Annotated in this window: 20 protein-coding genes; 13 read left to right on the forward strand and 7 right to left on the reverse strand. The window is 67.6% G+C overall.

Annotated elements, in window-relative coordinates:
- The first annotated feature begins 82 nt into the window (after positions 1–82).
- Positions 83–1,273: an MFS transporter gene (locus DKG75_RS03380; protein WP_243746429.1), complete on the forward strand. Its 1,191-nt coding sequence runs from the start codon at positions 83–85 to the stop codon at positions 1,271–1,273.
- On the opposite strand, the gene DKG75_RS03385 is transcribed toward DKG75_RS03380, so the two are convergent.
- Positions 1,270–2,151 (reverse strand): LysR family transcriptional regulator, encoded by an 882-nt coding sequence (locus DKG75_RS03385; protein ID WP_109919653.1) that lies wholly within the window; start codon positions 2,149–2,151, stop codon positions 1,270–1,272. The two genes, DKG75_RS03380 and DKG75_RS03385, sit on opposite strands and share 4 nt — an antisense overlap.
- Before the next feature lie 107 nt (positions 2,152–2,258).
- Here DKG75_RS03385 and DKG75_RS03390 point away from each other — a divergent pair, with 107 nt between their 5' ends.
- The 3 genes from DKG75_RS03390 to DKG75_RS03400 are packed head-to-tail and all read left to right on the forward strand — an operon-like array spanning position 2,259 to position 5,578.
- Entirely contained in the window at positions 2,259–3,437 is a 1,179-nt protein-coding gene (locus DKG75_RS03390; protein WP_109919654.1) for a CaiB/BaiF CoA transferase family protein, read from the forward strand.
- Between the two features lie 39 nt (positions 3,438–3,476).
- A complete protein-coding gene (locus DKG75_RS03395) occupies positions 3,477–4,091 on the forward strand; it encodes a glutathione S-transferase family protein (protein WP_109919655.1) in 615 nt (204 codons plus the stop codon).
- The gene (locus DKG75_RS03400) at positions 4,088–5,578 is read left to right on the forward strand and encodes an acetyl-CoA acetyltransferase (protein ID WP_109919656.1); all 1,491 of its coding nucleotides are present in this window, start codon (positions 4,088–4,090) and stop codon (positions 5,576–5,578) included. The genes DKG75_RS03395 and DKG75_RS03400 overlap by 4 nt, the downstream gene beginning before the upstream one ends.
- A 7-nt stretch (positions 5,579–5,585) precedes the next feature.
- On the opposite strand, the gene DKG75_RS03405 is transcribed toward DKG75_RS03400, so the two are convergent.
- On the reverse strand, positions 5,586–5,801 hold the full coding sequence (locus DKG75_RS03405; RefSeq protein WP_109919657.1) for a DUF1289 domain-containing protein: 216 nt from the start codon (positions 5,799–5,801) through the stop codon (positions 5,586–5,588).
- Positions 5,802–6,085: 284 nt separating this feature from the next.
- Here DKG75_RS03405 and DKG75_RS03410 point away from each other — a divergent pair, with 284 nt between their 5' ends.
- On the forward strand, positions 6,086–7,279 hold the full coding sequence (locus DKG75_RS03410; RefSeq protein WP_109919658.1) for an acyl-CoA dehydrogenase family protein: 1,194 nt from the start codon (positions 6,086–6,088) through the stop codon (positions 7,277–7,279).
- Positions 7,280–7,396: 117 nt separating this feature from the next.
- Entirely contained in the window at positions 7,397–8,521 is a 1,125-nt protein-coding gene (locus DKG75_RS03415) for an acyl-CoA dehydrogenase family protein (protein WP_109919659.1), read from the forward strand.
- Positions 8,522–8,534: 13 nt separating this feature from the next.
- Here the strand turns inward: DKG75_RS03415 and DKG75_RS23695 are convergent, their stop codons facing one another.
- The 3 genes from DKG75_RS23695 to DKG75_RS03430 all read right to left on the reverse strand — a co-directional run bounded on the left by DKG75_RS23695 (position 8,535) and on the right by DKG75_RS03430 (position 11,619).
- Positions 8,535–9,803 carry a diguanylate cyclase domain-containing protein gene (locus DKG75_RS23695; RefSeq protein ID WP_166646321.1) on the reverse strand — a complete coding sequence of 423 codons (1,269 nt, stop codon included), beginning with the start codon at positions 9,801–9,803 and terminating at the stop codon, positions 8,535–8,537.
- A 97-nt stretch (positions 9,804–9,900) separates the two neighbouring features.
- Positions 9,901–10,368 (reverse strand): hypothetical protein, encoded by a 468-nt coding sequence (locus DKG75_RS03425; protein ID WP_109919661.1) that lies wholly within the window; start codon positions 10,366–10,368, stop codon positions 9,901–9,903.
- A gap of 78 nt (positions 10,369–10,446) precedes the next feature.
- A complete protein-coding gene (locus DKG75_RS03430) occupies positions 10,447–11,619 on the reverse strand; it encodes a patatin-like phospholipase family protein (protein ID WP_109919662.1) in 1,173 nt (390 codons plus the stop codon).
- A 237-nt stretch (positions 11,620–11,856) separates the two neighbouring features.
- On the opposite strand from DKG75_RS03430, the gene DKG75_RS03435 reads away from it, so the two are divergent.
- Complete coding sequence (locus tag DKG75_RS03435; protein WP_109919663.1) at positions 11,857–13,347, forward strand: MDR family MFS transporter; 1,491 nt, start codon at positions 11,857–11,859, stop codon at positions 13,345–13,347.
- Between the two features lie 4 nt (positions 13,348–13,351).
- Here DKG75_RS03435 and DKG75_RS03440 read toward each other — a convergent pair whose 3' ends face one another.
- On the reverse strand, positions 13,352–14,359 hold the full coding sequence (locus DKG75_RS03440) for an NADP-dependent oxidoreductase (RefSeq protein WP_109919664.1): 1,008 nt from the start codon (positions 14,357–14,359) through the stop codon (positions 13,352–13,354).
- Between the two features lie 124 nt (positions 14,360–14,483).
- Positions 14,484–14,843: a DUF6984 family protein gene (locus DKG75_RS22640; protein WP_133636748.1), complete on the reverse strand. Its 360-nt coding sequence runs from the start codon at positions 14,841–14,843 to the stop codon at positions 14,484–14,486.
- A 172-nt stretch (positions 14,844–15,015) separates the two neighbouring features.
- Here DKG75_RS22640 and DKG75_RS03445 point away from each other — a divergent pair, with 172 nt between their 5' ends.
- The 6 genes from DKG75_RS03445 to cysS all read left to right on the forward strand — a co-directional run bounded on the left by DKG75_RS03445 (position 15,016) and on the right by cysS (position 22,025).
- Entirely contained in the window at positions 15,016–16,677 is a 1,662-nt protein-coding gene (locus tag DKG75_RS03445) for an NAD+ synthase (protein ID WP_109919665.1), read from the forward strand.
- A complete protein-coding gene (gene gltX / locus DKG75_RS03450; protein WP_425086471.1) occupies positions 16,673–18,025 on the forward strand; it encodes a glutamate--tRNA ligase in 1,353 nt (450 codons plus the stop codon). The genes DKG75_RS03445 and gltX overlap by 5 nt, the downstream gene beginning before the upstream one ends.
- A gap of 78 nt (positions 18,026–18,103) precedes the next feature.
- On the forward strand, positions 18,104–18,448 hold the full coding sequence (locus tag DKG75_RS03455; RefSeq protein ID WP_109919667.1) for a hypothetical protein: 345 nt from the start codon (positions 18,104–18,106) through the stop codon (positions 18,446–18,448).
- The gene (locus tag DKG75_RS03460) at positions 18,423–19,241 is read left to right on the forward strand and encodes a GGDEF domain-containing protein (protein ID WP_170131901.1); all 819 of its coding nucleotides are present in this window, start codon (positions 18,423–18,425) and stop codon (positions 19,239–19,241) included. Before DKG75_RS03455 ends, DKG75_RS03460 begins: the two co-directional genes overlap by 26 nt.
- A 271-nt stretch (positions 19,242–19,512) precedes the next feature.
- On the forward strand, positions 19,513–20,532 hold the full coding sequence (locus DKG75_RS03465) for a GGDEF domain-containing protein (protein WP_133636751.1): 1,020 nt from the start codon (positions 19,513–19,515) through the stop codon (positions 20,530–20,532).
- Positions 20,533–20,633: 101 nt separating this feature from the next.
- On the forward strand, positions 20,634–22,025 hold the full coding sequence (gene cysS, locus DKG75_RS03470; RefSeq protein WP_109919670.1) for a cysteine--tRNA ligase: 1,392 nt from the start codon (positions 20,634–20,636) through the stop codon (positions 22,023–22,025).
- The last annotated feature ends 2 nt before the right edge of the window (positions 22,026–22,027 follow it).

A 22,027-nucleotide genomic window follows, 5' to 3' on the forward strand; every position in this document is an offset into this window, starting at 1 on the left:
AGCAACGCCATGCGCCGCCTGCAAGGCCCCACGCAAGGCGACCGCTTTTCCGAGCGGGGGACTCGGATAATCTCGGCCGATCATGACGGCGACCTCCTCCCCAGGCGAAAAAACGGCGGGCTTCGGCCTTTTCCTCGGCATGGCGGTGGCCTGCGGCATCGCGGTCGCCAATCTTTACTACAACCAGCCGCTGCTGGCCCTGATGGCGGCGGACCTCGGTACTTCGCATCAGGTGATCGGCCTGGTGCCGACGGCGACCCAGGTCGGCTATGCCCTGGGGCTGCTGCTGCTGGTGCCGCTCGGCGACATCATCGACCGGCGGAAGCTGATCCTGCTCCAGTCGGGGGCGCTGATGGCGGCCCTGGCCGTGATGGCGCTGGCGCCCTATGTCGCGGTGGTGCTGGCGGCTTCGGTCGCGGTCGGCGTCGCCTCGACCATCGCCCAGCAGATCATCCCCTTTGCCGCGGCCATGGCGGACGAGCGCAGCCGGGGCCAGGTGGTCGGCATCGTGATGAGCGGGCTTCTGGGCGGCATCCTGCTGGCGCGCACCGTCTCGGGCTTCGTCGGCGAATATTTCGGCTGGCGCGCGGCCTATGTCCTCGGCGTGGTGCTGACCGGCCTGCTGGCGCTGGCCATGGCCCGCCTGCTGCCCCGGGGGCAGGGCGGCGGGGCGGGGCCGCGGCCTTCCTATCTCGCCCTGCTTGCCTCGCTGGGCGCGGTCGCCCGGCGCCATCCCGTGCTGGTGAAAGCGTCCCTGGTGCAGGCGACCCAGTTCTGGAGCTTTTCCGCCTTCTGGTCGACGCTGGCCCTGCATCTCGAAGGGCCCGCCTATGGCCTCGGCGCCGATATCGCCGGCCTGTTCGGCATTCTCGCCCTGGTCGGCGTGCTGGCGGCGCCGGTCGCCGGCCGGCTGGCGGACCGCTATGGCGCCGGCGCGGTGATCACGGTCGGGCTGGCGGCGGTCGGCCTCGGCTTTCTCGATTTCACCCTGGTGCCGGGCATTCCGGGCCTGATCATCGGCGTCGTGCTGTTCGATTTCGGCGTGCAATTGTCCATGGTCGCCCACCAGGCGCGCATCTTCGCCCTGGAACCGGCCGCGCGCAGCCGCATCAACACGGTGTTCATGACCACATTGTTCACGGCCGGGGCGATTTCCTCGGCCGTCGCGACGGTGACCTATGCCGCGGGGGGCTGGCTCGCCCTGACCCTGAGTTCGGTCGCGGTCACCGCGGTCGGCCTCGCCCTGCACCTGCTCTGGCGGCCGCAGGCCTAAACCCGGGCGACCAGGGCGCTGAACGCGTCCAGCGCGGGCAGGCGGTTGTCCGCCCGCGCCAGAAAGACGAAGGGCACCGCTTCCGCCCCCTCGACCGGCCGGGTCAGGCGCCCCGCCACCGGCGCCGCCCCGGGCAGGGCTAGGCGCGAGACGATCTCGCTCTCTACCCCCGCCGCGGTTTCCATCGGCCGGTCGAAAAAGGCGGGATCGGCGATCAGGATCGCCCCGGCCGCTGCCAATGGCCCGAACAGCCGGTCGTAAAGATCGGGATAGAGGCCGCGGGGAAAGACCCCGACCCGCCGCCCGCGCAATTGCGCCGGTGCCAGGGTTTCACCGCCGCCGCCCAGGGGATCGTCCCCCGGCAGCAGGAGCTCAAGGTGCAGGGTGCCCAGGGCCTGCACGCGCAGCGCCTCGTGGCCGATCCAGCCGAGGCCGAACATGCCGTCCAGGCTGCCGGTCAGCACCCGTTCGAGAAGCACGGGCGTCCAGCCGACATCGATTTCCAGCGCCACCCCCGGATGGGCGGCGATGAAGGCCGAGACGAGTTTCGTCCGGATCGGGATCCGCGCGGAATAGGGCGGGGCGCCGATGCGCAGCCGGCCCCCGGCCTCCCGCGCCAGCACCCGGGCGGCATGGACCGCCGCTTCCGCCGCTGCCGCGACCGGCCGGGCGACGGCAAGGAAAGCCTCGCCCTTGTCGGTCAGGGCGATGCGCCGGGTGCTGCGCTCGAACAGGGCAAAGCCCAATTGCGCCTCTAGGGTGCGGATGCGCTGCGACAGCCAGGGCTGTGCGATCCCCAGGCGTTGCGCCGCCCTGGTGAAGGAGGCTTCCTCCGCCACCACGACGAAATGCAGCATGGCCTTGACGTCGAAATGCATGGCCCGACGATAAAGACGATTTTCGTCTTTATCGAGTGAAATCCGTCTTGGACCGCGGCACCGTCCCGGCGCCAAATGGAGAAAACGGCAAGCGGAGGAAAAAGGGCATGGCCAAGGGCGCGCCGCGTCTTCTCGAAGGCATTCGCATCGTCGATCTGACCTCGATCGTCTTCGGTCCCTATTGCACCCAGGTCCTGGCGGACATGGGCGCCGACGTGATCAAGGTGGAACCGCCGGCGGGCGACCTGTTCCGCCTGGCTGGCCGGCCGCCCAATACGCCCTTCATGGGCGCCTGCCACATGACCCTGAACCGGGGCAAGCGCTCCATCACCCTCGACCTGAAGGCGGCGGCGGATGCGGCGGTGATGCGCGAGCTGATCGCCGGCGCCGATGTCTTCATCCACAATGTGCGCGGCAAGGCCATGGCCCGGCTGGGTTTTTCCTACGACGACCTGCGCGCGGCAAAGCCCGACCTGATCTATGTCCATTGCGTCGGCTTCGGGTCGGACGGGCCCTATGCCGATCTTCAAGCCTATGACGACGTCATCCAGGCGGCGACCGGGACCGCCAGCCTGCTGTCCCGGGTCGACGGCGATCCCCGGCCGCGCTTCCTGCCGTCCCTGATCGCGGACAAGGTCGCCGGGCTCTATGGTGCCCAGGCGGTGCTGGCCGCCGTGATCCACAGGCTGCGCAGCGGCGAGGGCCAGCAGGTGGAAGTGCCCATGTTCGAAGCCTTCACCCAGTTCATGCTGGAGGAACATCTGTTCGGCGCCGTCTTCGAGCCGGAGACCAGCCCGGTCGGCTATCCCCGCCAGATCGACCCGGAGCGCCAGCCGTTCCCGACTGCGGACGGCCATATCGCCATCGTGCCCTATACCGAGGCGACGGTCGCCATCGCCCTCGATCTGGTCGGGCGGGGCGATCTCCTGGCCGATCCCCGCCTGTCGAGCCCGCTCGGGCGGATGCAGAACATCGCCGTCGCCTATGCCGCCCTGCGCGAGGCGACGCCGGCGAAAACCACCGCCGCCTGGCTGGAGATCTTCCACGCCCACGGCATTCCCGCCATGGCGGTGCGCGACCTCGGCGCGATCAAGGAGGACCCGCACCTGAAGGCGGTCGATTTCTTCCGCCGCGTCGACCACCCGACCGAGGGGGCTTACGTCCAGATGCGCCCGCCGGTCAAATTCGGGGCCGTGGGGGAGATGCCGGTCGGCCATGCCCCCGGCCTCGGCCAGCACAATGACGAGATCCGCGCCGAGCTTGCCGCCCGCCGCCGCGACCGGTAAAACAGTTCGGGAAGCGAACAATATTATCGAGGGGAGGATATGAAACTCTATCACTGCGCCGGTGCGCGCTCGTTCCGGCCGCTCTGGGCGCTCGAGGAACTCGGGCTCGACTACGAGCTTGAAGTCATGCCCTTTCCGCCGCGCTTCGCTCGCCCGGGCTATCTCGAGGTCAATCCCCTGGGCACCGTGCCGGCCTTCACGGACGGTGACCTGCTGATGACGGAATCGAGCGCGATCTGCCATTACCTGGGCACCGCCCATGGGCCGAGCGATCTCGTCGTCGGGGCGGGGGAGGCGGACTATGGCCGCTATCTCAATTTCCTGCACATGTCGGATGCGACCCTGACCTTCCCGCAGACGATCCACCTGCGTTACACGGTCCTGGAACCGGAGGAGCGCCGCCTGCCCCAGGCCGCGGCCGATTACGCCCAATGGTTCGCCTCGCGCCTGCGCGGGGCGCTGAAGCTGATGGGGCCGGACTATGCCTGTGCCGGGCGCTTTACCATGGCCGATATCGCGGTCGGTTACGCGGTGCTGCTGGCCAATGCGATCGGGCTTGCGGCGGCGGTGCCGCCGGCGGCCCAGGATTATTTCGCCCGGGTCAGCGACCGCGACGGCTTCCGCCGGGCCATCGCTAAGGAGAGCGGCCGATGAGCGACGCCGATACTATTCCCGTCATCGTCGGCATCGGCGAGATCGCGGACCGGCCGGCGGACCCGGCCCGGGGCCTCGAACCGCTGGCCCTGATGGCGGAGGCGCTGCGCCGGGCCGAGGCGGATGCCGGCGCCGACCTTCTGGCGCGGATCGACAGTCTCGATATCGTCAATCAAGTCTCCTGGCCCTATGCCGCGCCGGCGCAGCAATTGTCGGACCGGATCGGCGCCCGCCCGGCCCGCGCCGTCTATGGCCCGGTCGGCGGCGAAAGCCCGATCCGCTACCTCCACGAAGCGGCCCTGCGCATCCGGCGCGGCGATTCCCGGGTGGCGGCGATCTGCGGGGCGGAGGCGACCAGCACCCTGGCCAAGGCGGCCAAGGCCGGGGTGGCCCTGGACTGGACGCCCAAGCCCGAGACCTTCGAGCGGCCGCTGCGCGGCCGGGACATCGTGCATCCCGCCTGCGCCCGCCTCGGCGTCGACCAGCCGATCACCATCTATCCCTTCTACGAGAATGCCGCCGCCCACCACTGGGGCCAGAGCCCGGCCGAGGCGGCGGCCGAATCCGGCCTGCTCTGGTCGCGCTATGCCGCGGCGACCGCGGGCAATCCTTACGCCTGGCTGAACCGGCCGTTCTCGGCCGAGGAGATCGTCACCCCGGGCCCGGCCAACCGGCCGATCGCCTATCCCTATACCAAGATGATGGTGGCGAACCCCATGGTGAACCAGGGCGCGGCCCTGCTGGTCACCAGTCTCGCGGCGGCGCGGGCGGCGGGGATCGCGGAGAGCCGCCTCGTCCATATTCTCGGCGGGGCGGCGGCGAACGAGCCGCGCGATTATCTTCAGCGCGACCATTATCACGGCTCCCAGGCCCAGGATGCGGTGCTGGAAGCGGCCCGGGATCTGGCCGGCGCGGCCGGGTTCCGGGCCCTGGAGCTTTACAGCTGTTTCCCCTGCGTGCCCAAGATGGCGCGCCGCACCCTCGGCCTCGGCGAGGATGTCCAGCCTTCGGTTACCGGCGGGCTGACCTTCTTCGGCGCGCCCCTCAACGATTACATGACCCATGCCGCCTGCGCCATGGTCCGCACGCTGCGCGCGGGCGGCGGCCGCGGCCTGCTCTACGGCCAGGGCGAATTCGTCACCAAGCATCACGCGCTGGTCTTGGGCGATGCGCCCGGCGGCCTCGATCCCGACTACAGCGTCCAAGCATTGGCCGACGGCCGGCGCGGTCCGGTGCCGGCCTTCGTGGAAGACGCCGCGGGCGAGGCGGCGCTCGAAACCTTCACCGTCATCTACGGCAGGGACGGCGAGGTGTCGCAGGGCGTCGCCATCCTCCGCCTCGACGACGGCGCCCGGACATTGGCGCGGGTGCCGGCGGGGGATGCGGACGGCATCGCCCTGCTGACCGCGGCCGACCGCTTCCCGATCGGCCGGCGCGGCCGGCTGCGCCGGGCCGCGGACGGGATCGCCGACTGGCAGGCCGCCTGACGCGGCTTCAGCGTCGCCGGGTCCGGCTGCGGCCCGGGGCGCTGCGGCCGGGCAGGGCGGCGAGGACGGCGCGTTTCTCGTCGCCGTCCATGAAGCCCCAGGCGCCGATCTCCTCGATCGTGCGCAGGCAGCCGGTGCACAGCCGGCTGACGGGGTCGAGCTTGCACACCTTGATGCAGGGCGAGGGCGGATCGTCCGCCGGGGGGAAGGATTTGCGGGCCATGATCGCTCCCTTCTATCAGCAAAGGGGGCGAATGCCGATTCCGAAGGGACGATCGGGTGATCGGCTTCACCTTGCGCCCGCTTGAGCGAATTGCCGATCAATGGATCGGCAATTCGCTCGAATGTCCTGGAATAGAGCGGTTTCTCTCGGCAAACCGGTTTCCACTTTGCCGGAAACCGCTCTGACGCAGCGTCAAGCGAAGCACGCTTGATCGGCCGATTTCCGCCGTTATCATCGTCGCCCTGAACGCCGGCACGACAACGGCGAAGGGTGAGGAGAGTAGCATGGATCTTTCGTTCAGCGCGGAAGACCTGGCGTTCCAGCGCGAGGTCAGGGCATTCGTCGCCGAGAACTACCCGGCGGACATCAAGGCGCATTTCGATGCCGGCCTCGAACCCCGCAAGGCGGATTTCGTGCGCTGGCAGAAGATCCTGTTCGAGAAGGGCTGGGTCGCCCCCGCTTGGCCGCAGCAATATGGCGGCACCGGCTGGACCCCGACCCAGCGCTATATCTTCCAGGAGGAACTGGGCGCGGCCAATACGCCGGGGATCATTCCCTTCGGCCTCTCCATGGTCGGGCCGGTGATCTATACCTTCGGCAGCGAGGAGCAGAAGAAGCGCTTCCTGCCCGGCATCCTGTCGTCCGACGTCTGGTGGTGCCAGGGCTATTCCGAGCCGGGCTCGGGCTCCGACCTCGCCTCGCTGAAGACCAAGGCGGTGCGCCAGGGCGACAAATATATCGTCAACGGTTCCAAGACCTGGACCACCATGGCCCAATGGGCCGACTGGATCTTCTGCCTGGTGCGCACCGACAGTTCGGTGAAGCAGCAGGAAGGCATCTCGTTCCTGCTGTTCGACATGAAGTCGCCCGGCATCACCGTCCGCCCGATCATCACCATGGACGGCGGCCATGAAGTGAACGAATGCTTCTTCGACAATGTCGAGGTGCCGGCGGAAAACCTGATCGGCCAGGAGGGGCAGGGCTGGACCTATGCCAAATTCCTGCTCGGCCACGAACGCTCGGGCATCGCCGCCGTGGCGCGCTCGAAGCGCGGCATCGCCAAGCTGAAGCAGATCGCCAATGCCGAGCTTTCGGACGGCCGCCCGCTGATCGAGGACCAGGATTACCGGCGCAAGCTGGCGGAACTGGAAATCGACCTGACCGCCCTCGAATATACCGAACTCCGCACCCTGGCGCGGGAAAGCCAGGGCAAGGGCCCGGGGCCCGAGTCCTCGATCCTGAAGATCAAGGGCACGGAAATCCAGCAGGCGATCACCGAACTGGCGGTCGAGGCGGCGGGCTATTACGGCTTCGCCTTCAACCATCGCGCCATGAACGGCAGCAACGAGCCGGTGGTCGGCCCGGCGGCCACGGCCTTTGCTGCGCCTGCCTATTTCAACATGCGCAAGACCTCCATCTACGGGGGCTCGAACGAAATTCAGAAGAACATCATCGCCAAGATGGTGCTGGGGCTCTAGAGCCTGTCCGGAACGACAGTCATTCCGAACATACTCTAACTCATTGATTCTATGCGTCGTCGGGCGGCGAACCGGTTTCCACTTCGCCTGACGATGCTTCCAAGGGGCGGAACGGTCATGGATTTCAATTACAGCGACGAGCAGAAGTTGCTCATCGACAGCGTCGAGCGTTTCATCCAGGACGACTACGGCTTCGACACCCGCCGCGCCATCCTGAAGTCCGACGAGGGCTTCCGCCGCGACCTGTGGCAGAAGTTCGGCGAGCTGGGCTGGCTGGCCGTGCCCTTCGCGGAAGAGGACGGCGGCCTGGGCGGCACCCCGGTCGAGACCATGATCATCATGGAGAGCTTCGGCCGCGGCCTCGTGGTCGAGCCCTATCTCTCCACCGTCGTCCTTGCCGGCGGCCTGCTGCGGGCGGGCGGCACCCCCGCCCAGCGCGAGACCGTCCTGCCCGACCTGATGGCCGGCGGCCTGATTGTCGCGGTCGGCTATGCCGAGCCGACCTCGCGCTTCAACCTCGCCGATGTTTCGACCACGGCGACGGCGACGGGCGGCGGCTATGTCCTGAAGGGCCGGAAGTCGGTCGTGCTGCACGGGCCGATGGCGGACAAGGTCATCGTCTCGGCCCGCACCTCCGGCGGCCAGCGTGACGAGGCGGGCATCACCCTGTTCCTGGTCGATGCCGGCGCCGCCGGCGTCACCCGCCAGGACTACCCGACCGTCGACGGGTTGCGCGCCTCCGAACTCGTGCTCGACGGCGTCGCCGTCGGCGCGGATGCGGTGGTGGGCGAGGTCGGCAGCGGCTTCCTCCTCCTCGAGAAGGCGGTGGACGAGGCGACGGCGGCGATCTGCGCCGAGGCCGTGGGCGCCATGGAGGTGCTGCACAAGGCGACGCTGGAATATGCCCGCACCCGGGTCCAGTTCGGCCAGCCGATCGGCCGCTTCCAGGTCATCCAGCACCGTCTGGTCGACATGTATATCGCCTACGAGCAGGCCAAGTCGCTCGCCATCATGGCCAACCTGAAGCTGGATGCGCCCCGCGAGGAACGCCGCCGCGCGGTTTCCGCCGCCAAGGTGCAGATCGGCAAGTCGGCCCGTTTCGTCGGCCAGCAGGCGGTCCAGCTCCACGGCGGCATGGGCATGACCGACGAGTTGAACGTCGGCCATTACTTCAAGCGCCTGACCATGATCGAGACCCTGTTCGGCAATACCGACTATCACCTGAAGCGTTACGCGGCGTAACGCTTGGGATGGCTCAGCGGCCGGCGGCCCCGTCGAACAGGCGGGCGCTGTCCCGGCCGCCGGCCTTCACCGCGTTCAAGGCGGCGTCGGCGCATTTGACCAGGCCCTGCGGCGTGGCGGCGTCCCGGGGGAAGCGGGCGCCGCCGATGCTCAGGCTCCACGACAGGCGGTGGCCGTCGTAGGTGACGGGGGCGGCGGTCTGGCGCAGGACGGTTTCGGCCAGGGCGGCCAGATCCTCGGCCCCTTCGGCGAGGACCGCGAATTCGTCGCCCCCCAGGCGGGCGACGACGGCCCTGTCCCCGAGTGCGGCGACCAGCCGTTTCGCGACCACCCGCAGCAGGTGATCGCCCGCCGGGTGGCCGAAAGTGTCGTTCACTTCCTTGAAGCGGTCGAGATCGAGCAGCAGCAGGCCGAGCCCGCCGCCGGTCGCCTTGGCCCTGGCGGCCCGCCGCTTGAGGGCGGCCTGAAGAGAGCGGCGGTTGGGCAGGCCGGTCAGGGCGTCGGTGGTGCTGATCACCTTCAGGCGCCGTTCCGCCGCCCGCTGCAAGGTGACGTCGCGCGAAACGCAGAGGATGCGCACCGTCCGCCCTTCGGCATCCTGTATGGGGGTCAGGATATTGTCCCAATATTGCGTCCGCCCGGCGCCGATGCTCATGCCCGGGAAGCGGGCGTTGCGGCCGGCCCCGGCCGCCTTCAGGGCCCGGTGGCCGCGCCGGTGGACTTCCTCGGGCAGGAGGTCGAGCCATTTCATGCCGAACTCGGCCTCATCCGCCGGCACCCCCAGGGCGATGCGGCCGGACCGGTTCATCTGGGCCAGCCGGCCGTCCGGCCGGATGATCTTGATACAGTCGATGCTGGCATCCAGCATGCTGGACTGCAATCGCGAGGTTTCCGCCAGGGACAGATATTGCCGGGCGCGGGCGTCGATGTCGGTCCCGGTGCAATACCAGCGGATGATGGCGCCGTTCCGGCCCCGTTCCGGCGCCGCGATCACGAGAACCCAGCGGAAGCCGCCGGTGTGGTGGCGCAGCCGCACTTCGGTCTCGAAGGCGGCCCCGGCGGCGAAGGCAGGGTGCCACCGGGCCGAAACCTGCCGGGCGTCCGCGTCATGGGCCCAGGCCAGCCAGTCGCCGGTCCCCGCCTCCGGTCCGACGAAATCGGCCAGCTTGCGGTTGAAATGCTGCACCTTCCCGTCCGGTGCCAGGATCCAGACCATCTGGGGCAGGCAGTCGAGGGCCGGCGCAATGACGGCGACCTCGTTTTCGGGTGGGCGGGACGGCACAACTGTCTCCATGGTTGAAGCATAAAATTACTTCCATTATGGAGACATTTTCTGGGCAAATCGTAAACAACGCCGGCTGCACGCCCGGGATGAGAATTCAGGGGGTCAGGCCCAGCAATTCCGCGGGCACGCCATGGGCCTCCGGCCAGCCGGCATAGGCGACGTCGGTCGGGCCGATGACCTGTTCGACCATTGTCCAGCCGCCGTCCTTGAAGGCGAGAAGGGCGAAGATCGTGTCGCCGTCGAGCAGGCCCTCCGCGGCCGCCTCCTTCAGGGGCGTGGTGGCGAAGTCGATTTTCGCGCCGGCGGGGGTGCGGGGATAGACCACGGCGAAGGCCCAGGACCCCTGGGCCCGCAGCCGGTCGACCTTGAAGATCACCTTCTGCCCGAGAGCCGTTTCGATCGCGGGGCGCAGCGCATCGAGAATGGGCTTGCGACGGGCATCGTCGCGGCCGACCTCCTCGATCGGGGCAGGGGTGGTTTCGCCCTCCAGGAACAATTGGGCATGGGCCGGCCCCGCCAATGCCAGCGTGGACAGGAACAGGGCTGGAATCAGTCTGGCCACGGGGCGCCTCCGGTGTTCTGGACGCGCATTGTGGGCCATGGCGGGCGGCGGGGGAATGGGGCCCGCCGCCCGGCGCGGTCAGCGGTCGTAATCGTGGTGCAGGTCGTGGACCACCACGCCGCCGCCTTCCGGCGGCTTGCGCAGCCAGTCCGGGCGCTGCAACGTGCGCTTGGTATCCTCGTAGCCCGACTTCCAATGTTCCAGCATCGAGGTGCGGGAGAATTCGAAGTCCTTGGCGTCGCCCTCGTAATCCTTCTGCTGGTAGATCAGATGGGCGATGTTCACCGGCGGGATCTGCGAAACCTCGGCCAGCAGGGCCTTGTCCTCGTCGTCCAGCAGATGGGCCGGGACCTTGGACAGGGATTTCGCCACCCGCAGGCGGAAATCATGGTTGCGGCGATAGGTATCGGTGGTGAAGCGGGTCCGGCTCGAATAGGTGATGTCCTTCTGCCGGGCCATGACGTCGCGCATGTCGCGGGGCAGGGCACCATTGGCCGAGAACAGGTCGACCTGGAAGGCCAGGGTGGACAGCTGTTCCCGCTGGCTGAGCAGATAGAGCAGCGGCGTGTTCGAGACGATGCCGCCGTCCCAGTAATGCTCGCCGTCGATCTTCACCGCCGGGAAGGCCGGGGGCAGGGCGCCCGAGGCCATGATGTGCTCCGGGCAGATGCGTTCGCGGAAATTGTCGAAATAGAGGAAATTGCCGGTGCGCACGTTCACCGCGCCGACCGACAGGAAGATGCTGTCGTTGTTCAGCCGGTCGAAATCGACGAGGCGGAGCAGGGTGTCGCGCAGCAGGCTGGTGTCGTAGAAGCTGGTCGCCCCCTCGGCCCCGCGCAGCTGGAGCCAGGGATTGATCCGGCGCGGCTCGAAGAAGCCGGGCTGGCCGAGCAGGGTGGTGACGTAGGAACTCCACTGGTTGCGCCAGGAGCGGAACAGGTCGCCGTCCGGCGTGAACAGCCAGATCTTGCGGTCGGAGACCAGTTCCCAGAATTCGCGCAGGCGCTCCACCCGCTTTTCCGGCGGGTTGCCGGCGATGATGGCGGAATTGATCGCGCCGATCGAAACGCCGGACAGCCAGTTCGGCTGCACGCCGCGCTCGGCCAGCGCCTCGTAGACGCCGGCCTGATAGGCGCCGAGCGCGCCGCCGCCCTGGAACACCAGGGCGACCCGGTCATAGGCTTCGATGATCTGTTCGATTTCCCGCGCCTCATGGGCTTCGGTGCCGGGGCGGGCGGTACGGTCAAGCATGTTTCGTCATTCTCCGGCGGCAACCGCCAAGGCGGGCGTCTGTTCCGCCATATAGTCGTGTAGCACACGGCCGCGACCGAGGGGGAGGTCGGCCAGGATATGGGCGCCCCGTGCCGTTGCTGCAATGCGGCATATTCTGCCCGATTTTCGTTGCGCTGCAATGACGGCGGTGCGCCGGCAGGGCTGCCATGACGTTTCGTCGATTGCTTTGGCGCCCGAAGCCCGGATGCTCGCGTCATGACAACGTCCCCGGACCCGGCGGCGCCGCGACAGGCGCCGGACCACCGCATGATCCGCCGCATCATCGCCGGCATCATGCTGGCCATGTTCCTCGGGGCGCTGGACCAGACCATCGTCACCACCGCGCTGCCGACCATCGGGCGCGAGATGGCCGATGCGGGCGATCTGGCCTGGGTGGTCACCGCCTATCTGCTGTCGTCGACGGCGGTGACGCCGCTTTACGGCAAGCTGTCGGATGTGCACGGCCGCCGCGCCATGCTGCTGATCGCGATCACGGTCTTCGTCGCCGGCTCGGTCGCCTGTGCGCTTGCCCCGGATATGCTGACCCTGATCCTGATGCGCGGGGTGCAGGGGCTGGGCGGCGGCGGGCTGATCTCCCTGGCCCAGACGATCATCGCCGACCTCGTCTCGCCCAAGGAACGGTCGCGCTATCAGGGCTATATCGCCGGCATGTTCGGGGTCGCCAGCGTCGGCGGGCCGGTGCTGGGCGGGCTGATGGCCGAACACCTGCACTGGACCATGATCTTCTGGATCAACCTGCCGCTGGGCATCCTGGCCTTCGCCATGACCGACCGGGTGCTGCGGCGCCTGCCGCGCCACGACCGGCGCCGGCGCATCGATTACCTGGGTGCCGCGCTCATGGTCGTCGCCGCCGCCAGCCTGCTCCTGGCGCTGACCTGGGGCGGCGTCGCCTATCCTTGGGGCTCGCCCCGCATCGTCGGGCTGCTGGCGCTTTCCGCCCTGTTCTGGGCCGTTTTCGCCTGGCGCATCAAGACTGCCGACGAGCCTTTCCTGCCCCTGTCCGTCCTTGCCGACCCGGTGGTGCGGCGGGCGATCGCGGCCGCCTTTTTCGCCATGGGCACCATGATCGGCCTGTGCCTGTTCATGCCGATCTATATCGAGACCGTGCTCGGCCATAGTGCCGCGACCTCGGGCCTGATGCTGATCGCCTTCATGGGCGGCACGCCGTTCGGGGCCATGATCTGCGGCCGGGCGATGGCGCGGATGCGCCATTACAAGCGCCCGTCCATGATCGGCCTGGCGATCTCGGCCGTGCTGACGGCGGTGCTGGCCCTGTTTCCGCGTGCGCTCGGCGATACCGGCTTCATGGTGCTGGCCGCCCTGATCGGCGGCGGCATCGGCACCGCCCTGCCGCTGACCACGGTCTCGATCCAGAATGCGGTGCCGATCGCCCAGATGGGCACGGCCACGGGGGCGATGAATTTCTTCCGCGCGCTCGGCAGCGCCCTGATCGTCTCGGCCCTCAGCGCCGTCTTCTTCGCGGCGCTGGGCGACGGGGCGCCGGCCGCCGGCCAGTCCCTGGAACGGCTGGCCGGGCAGTTGGCGGCGCGGGGTGGCGACCTCGGCCAGGTGTTCACCCTGGTCTTCGGGGCGGCCGCCCTCGGCCTTGCGGTCGCGCTCGGCTTCGTCGTCGCGATGGAGACGAAGCCCTTGCGCACCTCCGTCGAGCCGAACCCGGCGGAATGAATGATCAGAGCTTGACCAGCAATTTGCCGATATTGCCGCCGTCGAACAGCATGTTCAGGGCTTCCGGCGCACCCTCCAACCCCTCGACCACGGTCTCGCGCGCCTTCAGCCGGCCTGCCAGCAGCCATTGGGCCAGTTGGATGCTGCCCTCGGCATAGCGGTCCTTGAAGTCGAGGACGATGAAGCCCTGCAACCGGATCCGCTTCATCAGGAAGGGTGTCAGGTCGTAGCGCGGGCGCTGCACGTCGTTATAGGTCGAGATCATCCCGCACAGCGGCATCCGGCTGTAGAGATTCATGCGCCCGACCACGGTTTCCATGATCTCGCCGCCGACATTCTCGAAATTGACGTCGATGCCATCCGGCGTCGCCGCCTTCAACTGCTCCTTCCAGTCCGCCGCCTTGTAGTCGACGGCGGCATCGAAGCCGAGTTCCTCCGTGATGAAGGCGCATTTCGCCGCGCCGCCGGCGATGCCGACCACGCGGCAGCCCCTGATCTTCGCGATCTGCCCGACCACCGAGCCGACGGCCCCCGCGGCGGCCGAGACCACCACCGTCTCGCCCGGCTTCGGGGTGCCGATCTCGGTCAGGCCGAAATAGGCGGTCAGGCCGGTCATGCCGCAGGCCCCCATCAGCGAGGGGATGGGGATGGGCAGGCCGTCCGGGATCACGGTCGGCGGGAACAATTCGCCCGGCGCCCCGGCCACCGCGTAATCCTGCCAGCCGAGCAGGCCGGTGACGAGATCGCCCTCCTTGAGGTCCGGCCGGCGCGAGGCGACCACCCGGCCGACGCCGCCGCCCCGCATCACCTCGCCGATGGCGACCGGCGGCAGATATTGCGGCATGTCCGTCATCCAGACCCGGTTGGTCGGGTCCAGCGACAGGTAAAGGGTGCGGATCACGGCCTGGCCCTCGGCGGGTTCCGGCACCGGCGATTCGACGAGATCGAAATCGGCGCGGCCGACCCGGCCCACCGGGCGCTGCTTCAGACGGAACTGGCGGTTGACGGACATTTCTCTCCCCTTTGGTTATTTTGAACGCTCTGGTACCGGTTCTTCGATATGTTCAAATGGACGCGCCCGAAATCAAGGATGGTGGAGTGGCGCTGCGATTCAGAAAGTGTAGAGATAAGTCTAGTTACGACATATGGAATGCAATTTCATTGTAATCCCCGAAGAATTTTAGGTCACCGAGATGCTTAACGGGCTCAAAATCTACCCTCCAAACATCGAGTTCAAAAAATACTCCATCTCTATCTAATATTATTGAGATAACAACTTCGGTTCCGTCGATGTCTTTGTATATTTTTCTTGATAGAAATTCACCGAAGGTTCTATCTTCAGGATCTTTGAATATCCTGAGGCTTCCCATCCCGCCATCATTCAGGGTTGCCACTTTATAATTATCAAGATTATTGACGATCTCCTCCCCCTCTTTTACCCCGTGGAGCATTTCAGCGATTATTGCTTTTTCTGCTGCGGTAAGATCTCGGACCATCTTCGCCTCGAGTGACTGTCATCCTTCCGGTATCGGTTGCGCCATTCTCTCTTGAAGACGCCAGAATAACCAGGGTGCCTCGGTGATCGTTGTCGCCCGACCATAAGACGAATGGCGGCCCATTCAAATGCGCCCGTTGCGGGCCCGCGCGCCAGACGATAATGCTTTGGCCATGACCGACCGTTTGCGCCTGACGCTTGCCCAGATCGATTTCACCGTCGGCGACATTGCCGGCAATGTCGCGCGGATCCTGGCCGCGCGGGACAAGGCCGCGGCCGCGGGGGCGGATCTCCTCGTCACCTCGGAACTGTCCGTCACCGGCTATCCGCCCGAGGACCTGGTGCTGAAGCCCGCCTTCGTCGCCGAGGCCAAGGCGGCCCTTGCCCGGCTGGCGGCGGCGACCGCCGACGGCGGCCCGGCGCTGCTCGTCGGGGCGCCCTGGGCGACGGACGAGGGGCTGTTCAATGCCGTCTTCATCCTCGATGGGGGCGGGATCGCGGCCCGGCGCGACAAGGTCGACCTGCCCAATTACGGCGTCTTCGACGAGAAGCGCGTGTTCCGCGCCGGCGCCCTGCCGGAGGTGGTCGAATTTCGCGGCGTTCGCCTCGGCCTGCCGATCTGCGAGGATATCTGGACCCCGGCGGTCACCGGCCATCTGGCGGCCCGGGGCGCCGAGATCATGATCGTGCCGAACGGCAGCCCGTTCGAGGCCGGCAAGGACGACCTGCGCCTGGATCTGGTGCGCGCCCGGGTGGCGGAGACCGGCGTGCCCCTGATCTACCTGAACCAGGTCGGCGGCCAGGACGAGCTGGTATTCGACGGCGCCAGTTTCGCCGTCGGCGCCGATGGCACGCCATCGTTCCGGCTGCCCGCCTTCGAGGAAGCGCTCGCGACCATGGACTGGCGGCGCGGGGCCGGGGGCTGGGGGGCGGACGACGGCCCGCAGGCCGAACGGCCCGGCCCGCTTGCCCGGATCTATGGCGCCATGGTGCTGGGCTTGCGCGATTACGTGAACAAGAACCGCTTTCCGGGCGTCGTGCTCGGCCTCTCCGGCGGCATCGATTCGGCGATTTCGGCCGCGGTCGCGGTCGATGCCCTGGGGCCGGAGCGGGTCTGGTGCGTCATGCTGCCGTCGCGCTATACCAGCCCGGACAGCCTGGAGGATGCGGCGCTCTGTGCCGGCATGCTGGGGGTCCGCCTGGACGAGGTGGGGATCGAGCCGGCGGTCGAGGCGTTCTCGGCCATGCTGGGCCCGGTGTTCGCGGGGCGGAAGCCCGACATCACGGAAGAGAATATCCAATCCCGCGCCCGCGGCCTGGCGCTGATGGCGATATCGAACAAATTCGGCCACATGGTGCTGACCACCGGCAACAAGTCCGAGGTTTCGGTCGGCTATGCCACGCTCTACGGCGATATGTGCGGCGGCTATTCGGTTCTGAAGGATCTCTACAAGACCACGGTCTTCGCCCTGTCGCGCTGGCGGAACGAGAACCGGCCGGCGGGGGCGCTGGGCCCGGCCGGCCTCGTGATGCCGGAACGGATCATCACCAAGCCGCCGACCGCCGAACTGCGCGAGAACCAGAAGGACCAGGACAGCCTGCCGCCCTACGAGGTGCTGGACGATATCCTAGAAGCCCTGGTCGAGGGCGAAATGGCCTTCGAGGATGTGGTCGCCCGCGGCCACGACCCGGCCACCGTGCGCCGGATCGAACATTTGCTCTATGTCGCCGAATACAAGCGTCGGCAGGCGGCGCCGGGGGTGAAGATCGGGCGCAAGCTGTTCGGCCGCGACCGCCGCTATCCGATCACCAACGGTTTCCGGGACGCCTATTGAGATGGTCGCCGTCCGCTTCGCGCCGAGCCCGACCGGCCGGCTTCACGTCGGCAATGCGCGCATCGCCCTGGTCAACTGGCTGTTCGCCCGGAAGAACGGCGGCAGCTTCCTGTTCCGCCTGGACGATACGGATACCGAGCGCTCGACCGAAGAATTCGCCCGCGCGATCGAGGACGACCTGCGCTGGCTGGGCCTCTATTGGGATGCTTTCGCCCGCGAGAGCGACCGCTACGCCCGCTATGACGAGGCGATCGCGCAACTGAAGGCGGCCGGCCGGCTTTACCCCGCCTGGGAAACGGCGGAAGAGCTGGAGCTTCGCCGCAAGTTGCAGATCGCCCGCCATCGCCCGCCGGTCTACGACCGCGCGGCGTGCGAACTCACCGAGGCGGACAAGGCCCGCCTGACGGCGGAACGGGGCGCGCCGCATTGGCGCTTCCGCCTCGACGGGCGGCGCGTCGCCTGGACCGACCTCGTGAAGGGCGAGACCGCGGTCGATACGGCGTCGCTTTCCGATCCGGTCCTGATCCGGGCGGACGGGCGGCCGCTCTATACCCTGACCTCGGTGGTGGACGACATCGACTTCGCCATCAGCCATGTCATCCGGGGCGAGGATCACGTCACCAACACCGGCGTCCAGATCGAATTGTTCGAGGCCCTGGGCGGGACCGTGCCCGGCTTCGGCCATCTGTCCCTGCTGGTCGATGCCGCCGGCGCCGGCCTGTCGAAACGTCTGGGCGCCCTGTCGCTGCGCTCGCTGCGGGAGGAGGAAGGGGTGGAGGCCATGGCGGTCAACGCCTTGCTGGCCCGCCTCGGCACCGCCGATCCGGTGGAACCGGCGGCGGATCTGGCAAGCCTGGTCGCGGGCTTCGACCTCGGCCGCTTCGGCCGGGCGCCGGCCCGCTTCGATCCGGCCGAACTGCAAGCGCTGTCCGCCCGCGTGCTGCAACTGATGCCGTTCGAGACGGTCAGGGGCCGCCTGCCGCCCGGCGCCGACGACCGCTTCTGGCTGGCCGTGCGCGGTAATCTCGCCCGTCTCGACGAGGCGGCGGCCTGGTGGGACGTGGTCGCGGGCAAGATCGATCCGGTCGCGGTCGAGGATGGCGCCGGCGTCCTGGCCGCGGCCGCCGGCCTGCTGCCCGCCGGCCCCTTGACCGGGGACAGCTGGGGGGCCTGGACCAAGGCGATCGGCGCGGCCACCGGGGCCCGCGGCAAGGCGCTGTTCCTGCCGCTCCGCCTTGCCCTGACCGGGCGCGGCCACGGGCCGGAAATGAAGGAATTGCTGCCCCTGATCGGGCGCGACAAGGTGCTGCACCGCCTGCAATGCCAGGGCGGGCAGCCCGCGGACTGACAATCGAGGGTAATTATCGTTTGACTCCCTTTCCCCGACGAGGTTACTCTTGCCGTCGAGGTGGGGAGTTTTTCGGCAATGGCAGAGTTCCTGCGAAGCGCGCGGCCTGGGTTCATCGGCGGGGTCGCCTTTGTTTTTGCCGCGGTGCTGACCTTCATTGCCTCCTATTTCATGGTGCTGGATCTGCGCGGCCAGCTGGCCGATGATTTCAAGGATTTCGCCCTCGCCATGGCCGGGGATATCGCCGTTCTCGACCGCCTGGAAGGCGATCCCGGCCGGACCAATGCCCTGCTCGGCTTTGAAAAGCGTGTAACCCCCTGGCCTGACGTCCAACACGACGAATGCGTGTCCCGGATTGCCGACTGGCAGTTGGGGGGGGGGGGGGGCATACTCTGGGTTGCAATTCGCTGCCGGCGAGCTTGAAAAAGCCCGGGCTCTGGCACGTCCCCTCTGTTATGGCGCCAGGATCTCTTCCGTCAGCCATGCCGGCCTGAACCAGGTCGACATCTTGATCGCCGGCCTCGATCAGGCCGGGCAGCGGCAGGTGACTTCGCTCCGGCTCTACCGCAGCGAGGTCGCGCCCTGGAGGGCGGTGGTCAGCCGGCCGCCGCAACTGGCCATCGCCTTGGCCGTCGCCCTGACTGCCGGCCTGTTCGCCTATGTCATCCGCCTGCGGCAATACCGGCTTCTCGTCGAGGTGCAGCGCCGGGCCTCGACCGACGGCCTGACCGGCGTTCTCCGGCGGGAGGAGTTCCTGGCCGGCCTCGATGCCGCGCTGGCGCGAAGCCGCCTGAAAGGGACCACGGGCAGCCTGCTCGTTCTCGACCTCGATCACTTCAAGGCGATCAACGACCGTTTCGGCCATGCCGCCGGCGACGAGGTGATCCGCAAATACGGGCAGCATATCGGGGCCGGCCTTCGCTCCGGCGATCTTGTCGGCCGGGTCGGCGGCGAGGAATTCATGGTCCTGCTGCCGGGCCTGCCGAAATATGTCGCCGCGGAAGTCGCCGACCGCCTGCGCAAGCGCATGGCCGCCCATGCCTTCACCTTCGGCGGCGAGACCGTCTTCGTTACCGCGAGCATCGGCATCGCCTCGATCATGGCGGTCGATACAATGGACTCGCTGGTCGAACGCGCCGACAGCCGGCTGTACCGGGCAAAGCGACAAGGGCGCAACTGCGTGGTCTGGGAAGACGAGGTCGAGGGGGATTTTTAGTTTCCCCCGCCCTTTGCGTTATTTATGCCGTCGTCCCGGGGGTGAATTTTCGCCAAACTGCCAGGGCGGGTATGACAGCGTGGCGATATTTGTCCATAAATGGCCGAAGAAACCGTCCAACGGGTGCGCCGGGGCCGATGAGGAAAATACAAACGTGTATTTCCGTGATGAATACTCCAAGAGGGGGTTTTTCTATAATGCGCATCCGGCAGTAGTTGCGCTTGCTGCCGGTATTTTCGCTTGTCTTCTGACTTTCCTGGCCTCCTACCTGATGGTGGCTGACCTTCGCCGTCAGCTGGCGGAAGACATGCTGGATTTCTCGCTGGTTCTCGCGGGCGATATCCAGGCCGCGGATCGCCTGGAACGGGGCGATATGCGCGGGCGGCCCCTGCTCGATTTCGATCGCCGGATCCTGCACTGGCCCGACGGCGGCATCGAGGCCTGCCTCGAGGGAATCGCGGCATGGCAGACCGCCGCGCGGCCCGACCTGACGCGTCCCGAGGCCGAGGTTCTGGCCCGTCCGATCTGCGGCGGCGACCGCATGTCGACATTGCGCGGCGATCTCCTGGAAACGACCGATATCCTGATCGCGGGAACGGGGGCGGACGGTGCCCGGCAGGTCACGTCTCTGCGCATCATGAGGGGCGAACTCGTGCCCTGGACAGTGCTGGTCACCCGGCCGGGGCAATTGGCCATCGCGGTGTGGGTCTCGCTGACGGCGGGGGCCTTCGGCTATGTGGTCCGGCGCCGGCAGTACCGGGCCTATATGACCGCGCGGGAGAAGGCGTCGATGGATGCCCTGTCCGGCGTTCTCCGGCGCGAGGAATTCGAGGAGAAGCTCGAGGCCGCGGTCGCCAAGATCAAGGCGGCGGGCGGTGCCGCCTGCCTGCTGGCGATCGATCTCGATCACTTCAAGTCGGTGAACGACCGTTTCGGCCATGCCGCCGGCGACGAGGTGATCAGGCGCTGCGGACAATTGATCGGCGGCGCGCTTCGGGCCGGCGACATCATCGGCCGGGTCGGCGGCGAGGAATTCATGGTCCTCCTGCCCAACCTGCCGAAATATGTCGCCGCCGAAGTCGCCGACCGCCTGCGCAAGCGCATGGTTTCCCAGGCCTTCACCTTCGGCAGCGAGACGGTTTTCGTCAGCACCAGCATCGGCGTTGCCTCGCTGATGGCGGAAGATACGGTCACCGGGCTCAGCCAGCGTGCCGACCGCCGCCTCTACATGGCCAAGCGCCGGGGCCGCAACTGCGTGGTCTGGGAGGACGAGGGCGACGCCGACTATTGACCTCCATTCCGCACCGCCGGCAGGTGATATATGCGTGCCGGATCATGGACCATGGTGATCCGATCTGCTAAAGCGGTGCCCTTGATCGGGAGGTCGGGTACGTGGTTCTGGTTCTGCACAATGGCGCGACGGGCAAGCGCGAGGAATTCATTCCCCTTCGCCATGATGCGGCCGGCATGTATGTCTGCGGTCCGACCGTCTACGATTTCGCCCATATCGGCAACGCCCGCCCCGTCATCGTCTTCGACGTCCTCTACCGGCTGCTGAAGCGGCGCTATGCCCAGGTCCGCTACGTCCGCAACATCACCGACATCGATGACAAGATCAATGCCCGTGCCGCCCAGTCGGGCGAGCCGATCGCGGCGATCACGGCCAGGACGACCGCCGCCTTCCACGAGGATATGGCGGCCCTGGGCAGCCTGCCGCCGGATGCGGAACCCCGCGCCACCGCCCATATCGGCAATATGATCGCCATGATCGAACGGCTGGTCGAGCGCGGCTATGCCTATGTCGCAGAAGGCCATGTCCTGTTCAGCGTCGCCGCCAAGGCGGACTACGGCAAATTGTCGAACCGCAGCCGCGACGAATTGATCGCCGGCGCCCGCGTCGACGTCGCCCCCTATAAGCGGGACCCGGCGGATTTCACCCTGTGGAAGCCGTCCGACGCCGAGACGCCGGGCTGGAACAGCCCCTGGGGCCGGGGCCGGCCCGGCTGGCACATCGAATGCAGCGCCATGAGCCTGGCCGAACTGGGCAAGACTTTCGACATCCACGGCGGCGGCCGCGATCTCGTCTTCCCTCATCACGAGAACGAGGTGGCGCAGTCCGAAGCCGCCAATGGCGCGCCTTTCGTCCGCTACTGGGTGCATAACGGCTTCCTCACCGTGAACGGCGAGAAAATGTCGAAGAGCCTCGGCAATTTCGTCGTCGTCCGCGATGCCCTGGCCAAAGCGCCGGGGGAGGCGCTGCGCCTCAACATGCTTTCCACCCATTACCGCGCGCCGATCGACTGGAACGACGAGGGTATTGTCCGTGCCCGCCAGGCGCTGGACCGCTGGTACGGCCTGATCGAAAAGGCGGAGGCCCATCTCGGCCGCGCCGTCGCCCCCCTGGCCGAGGTGCCGGCCGGCGTCGAGGCCGCGCTGGACGACGACCTGAACACCCCGCTTGCGATCGCCGAACTCCACGGCATCGCCAATGCCGGCTATCAATGCGGTACGGGCGATGCGCTGGTCGATGCGGCGACGAAACTGAAGGCGGCGGGCCATGCCCTGGGCATCCTGTTCCAGGACCCCCACCAATGGTTCCGCTGGCAGCCGGCGGGCGCCGAGGCCGGCCCGACCGACGACGAGATCGAAACCCTGATCGAAGCGCGGAAACAGGCCCGCAAGAACCGCGATTTCGCGGCCGCCGACCGCATCCGCGACGATCTGGCCGGACAGGGCGTGATCCTGGAGGATTCCGCCGCCGGCACCAAATGGAAGCGGACTTGAGA

It is taken from the genome of Zavarzinia compransoris (assembly GCF_003173055.1).
Classification (GTDB): domain Bacteria; phylum Pseudomonadota; class Alphaproteobacteria; order Zavarziniales; family Zavarziniaceae; genus Zavarzinia; species Zavarzinia compransoris.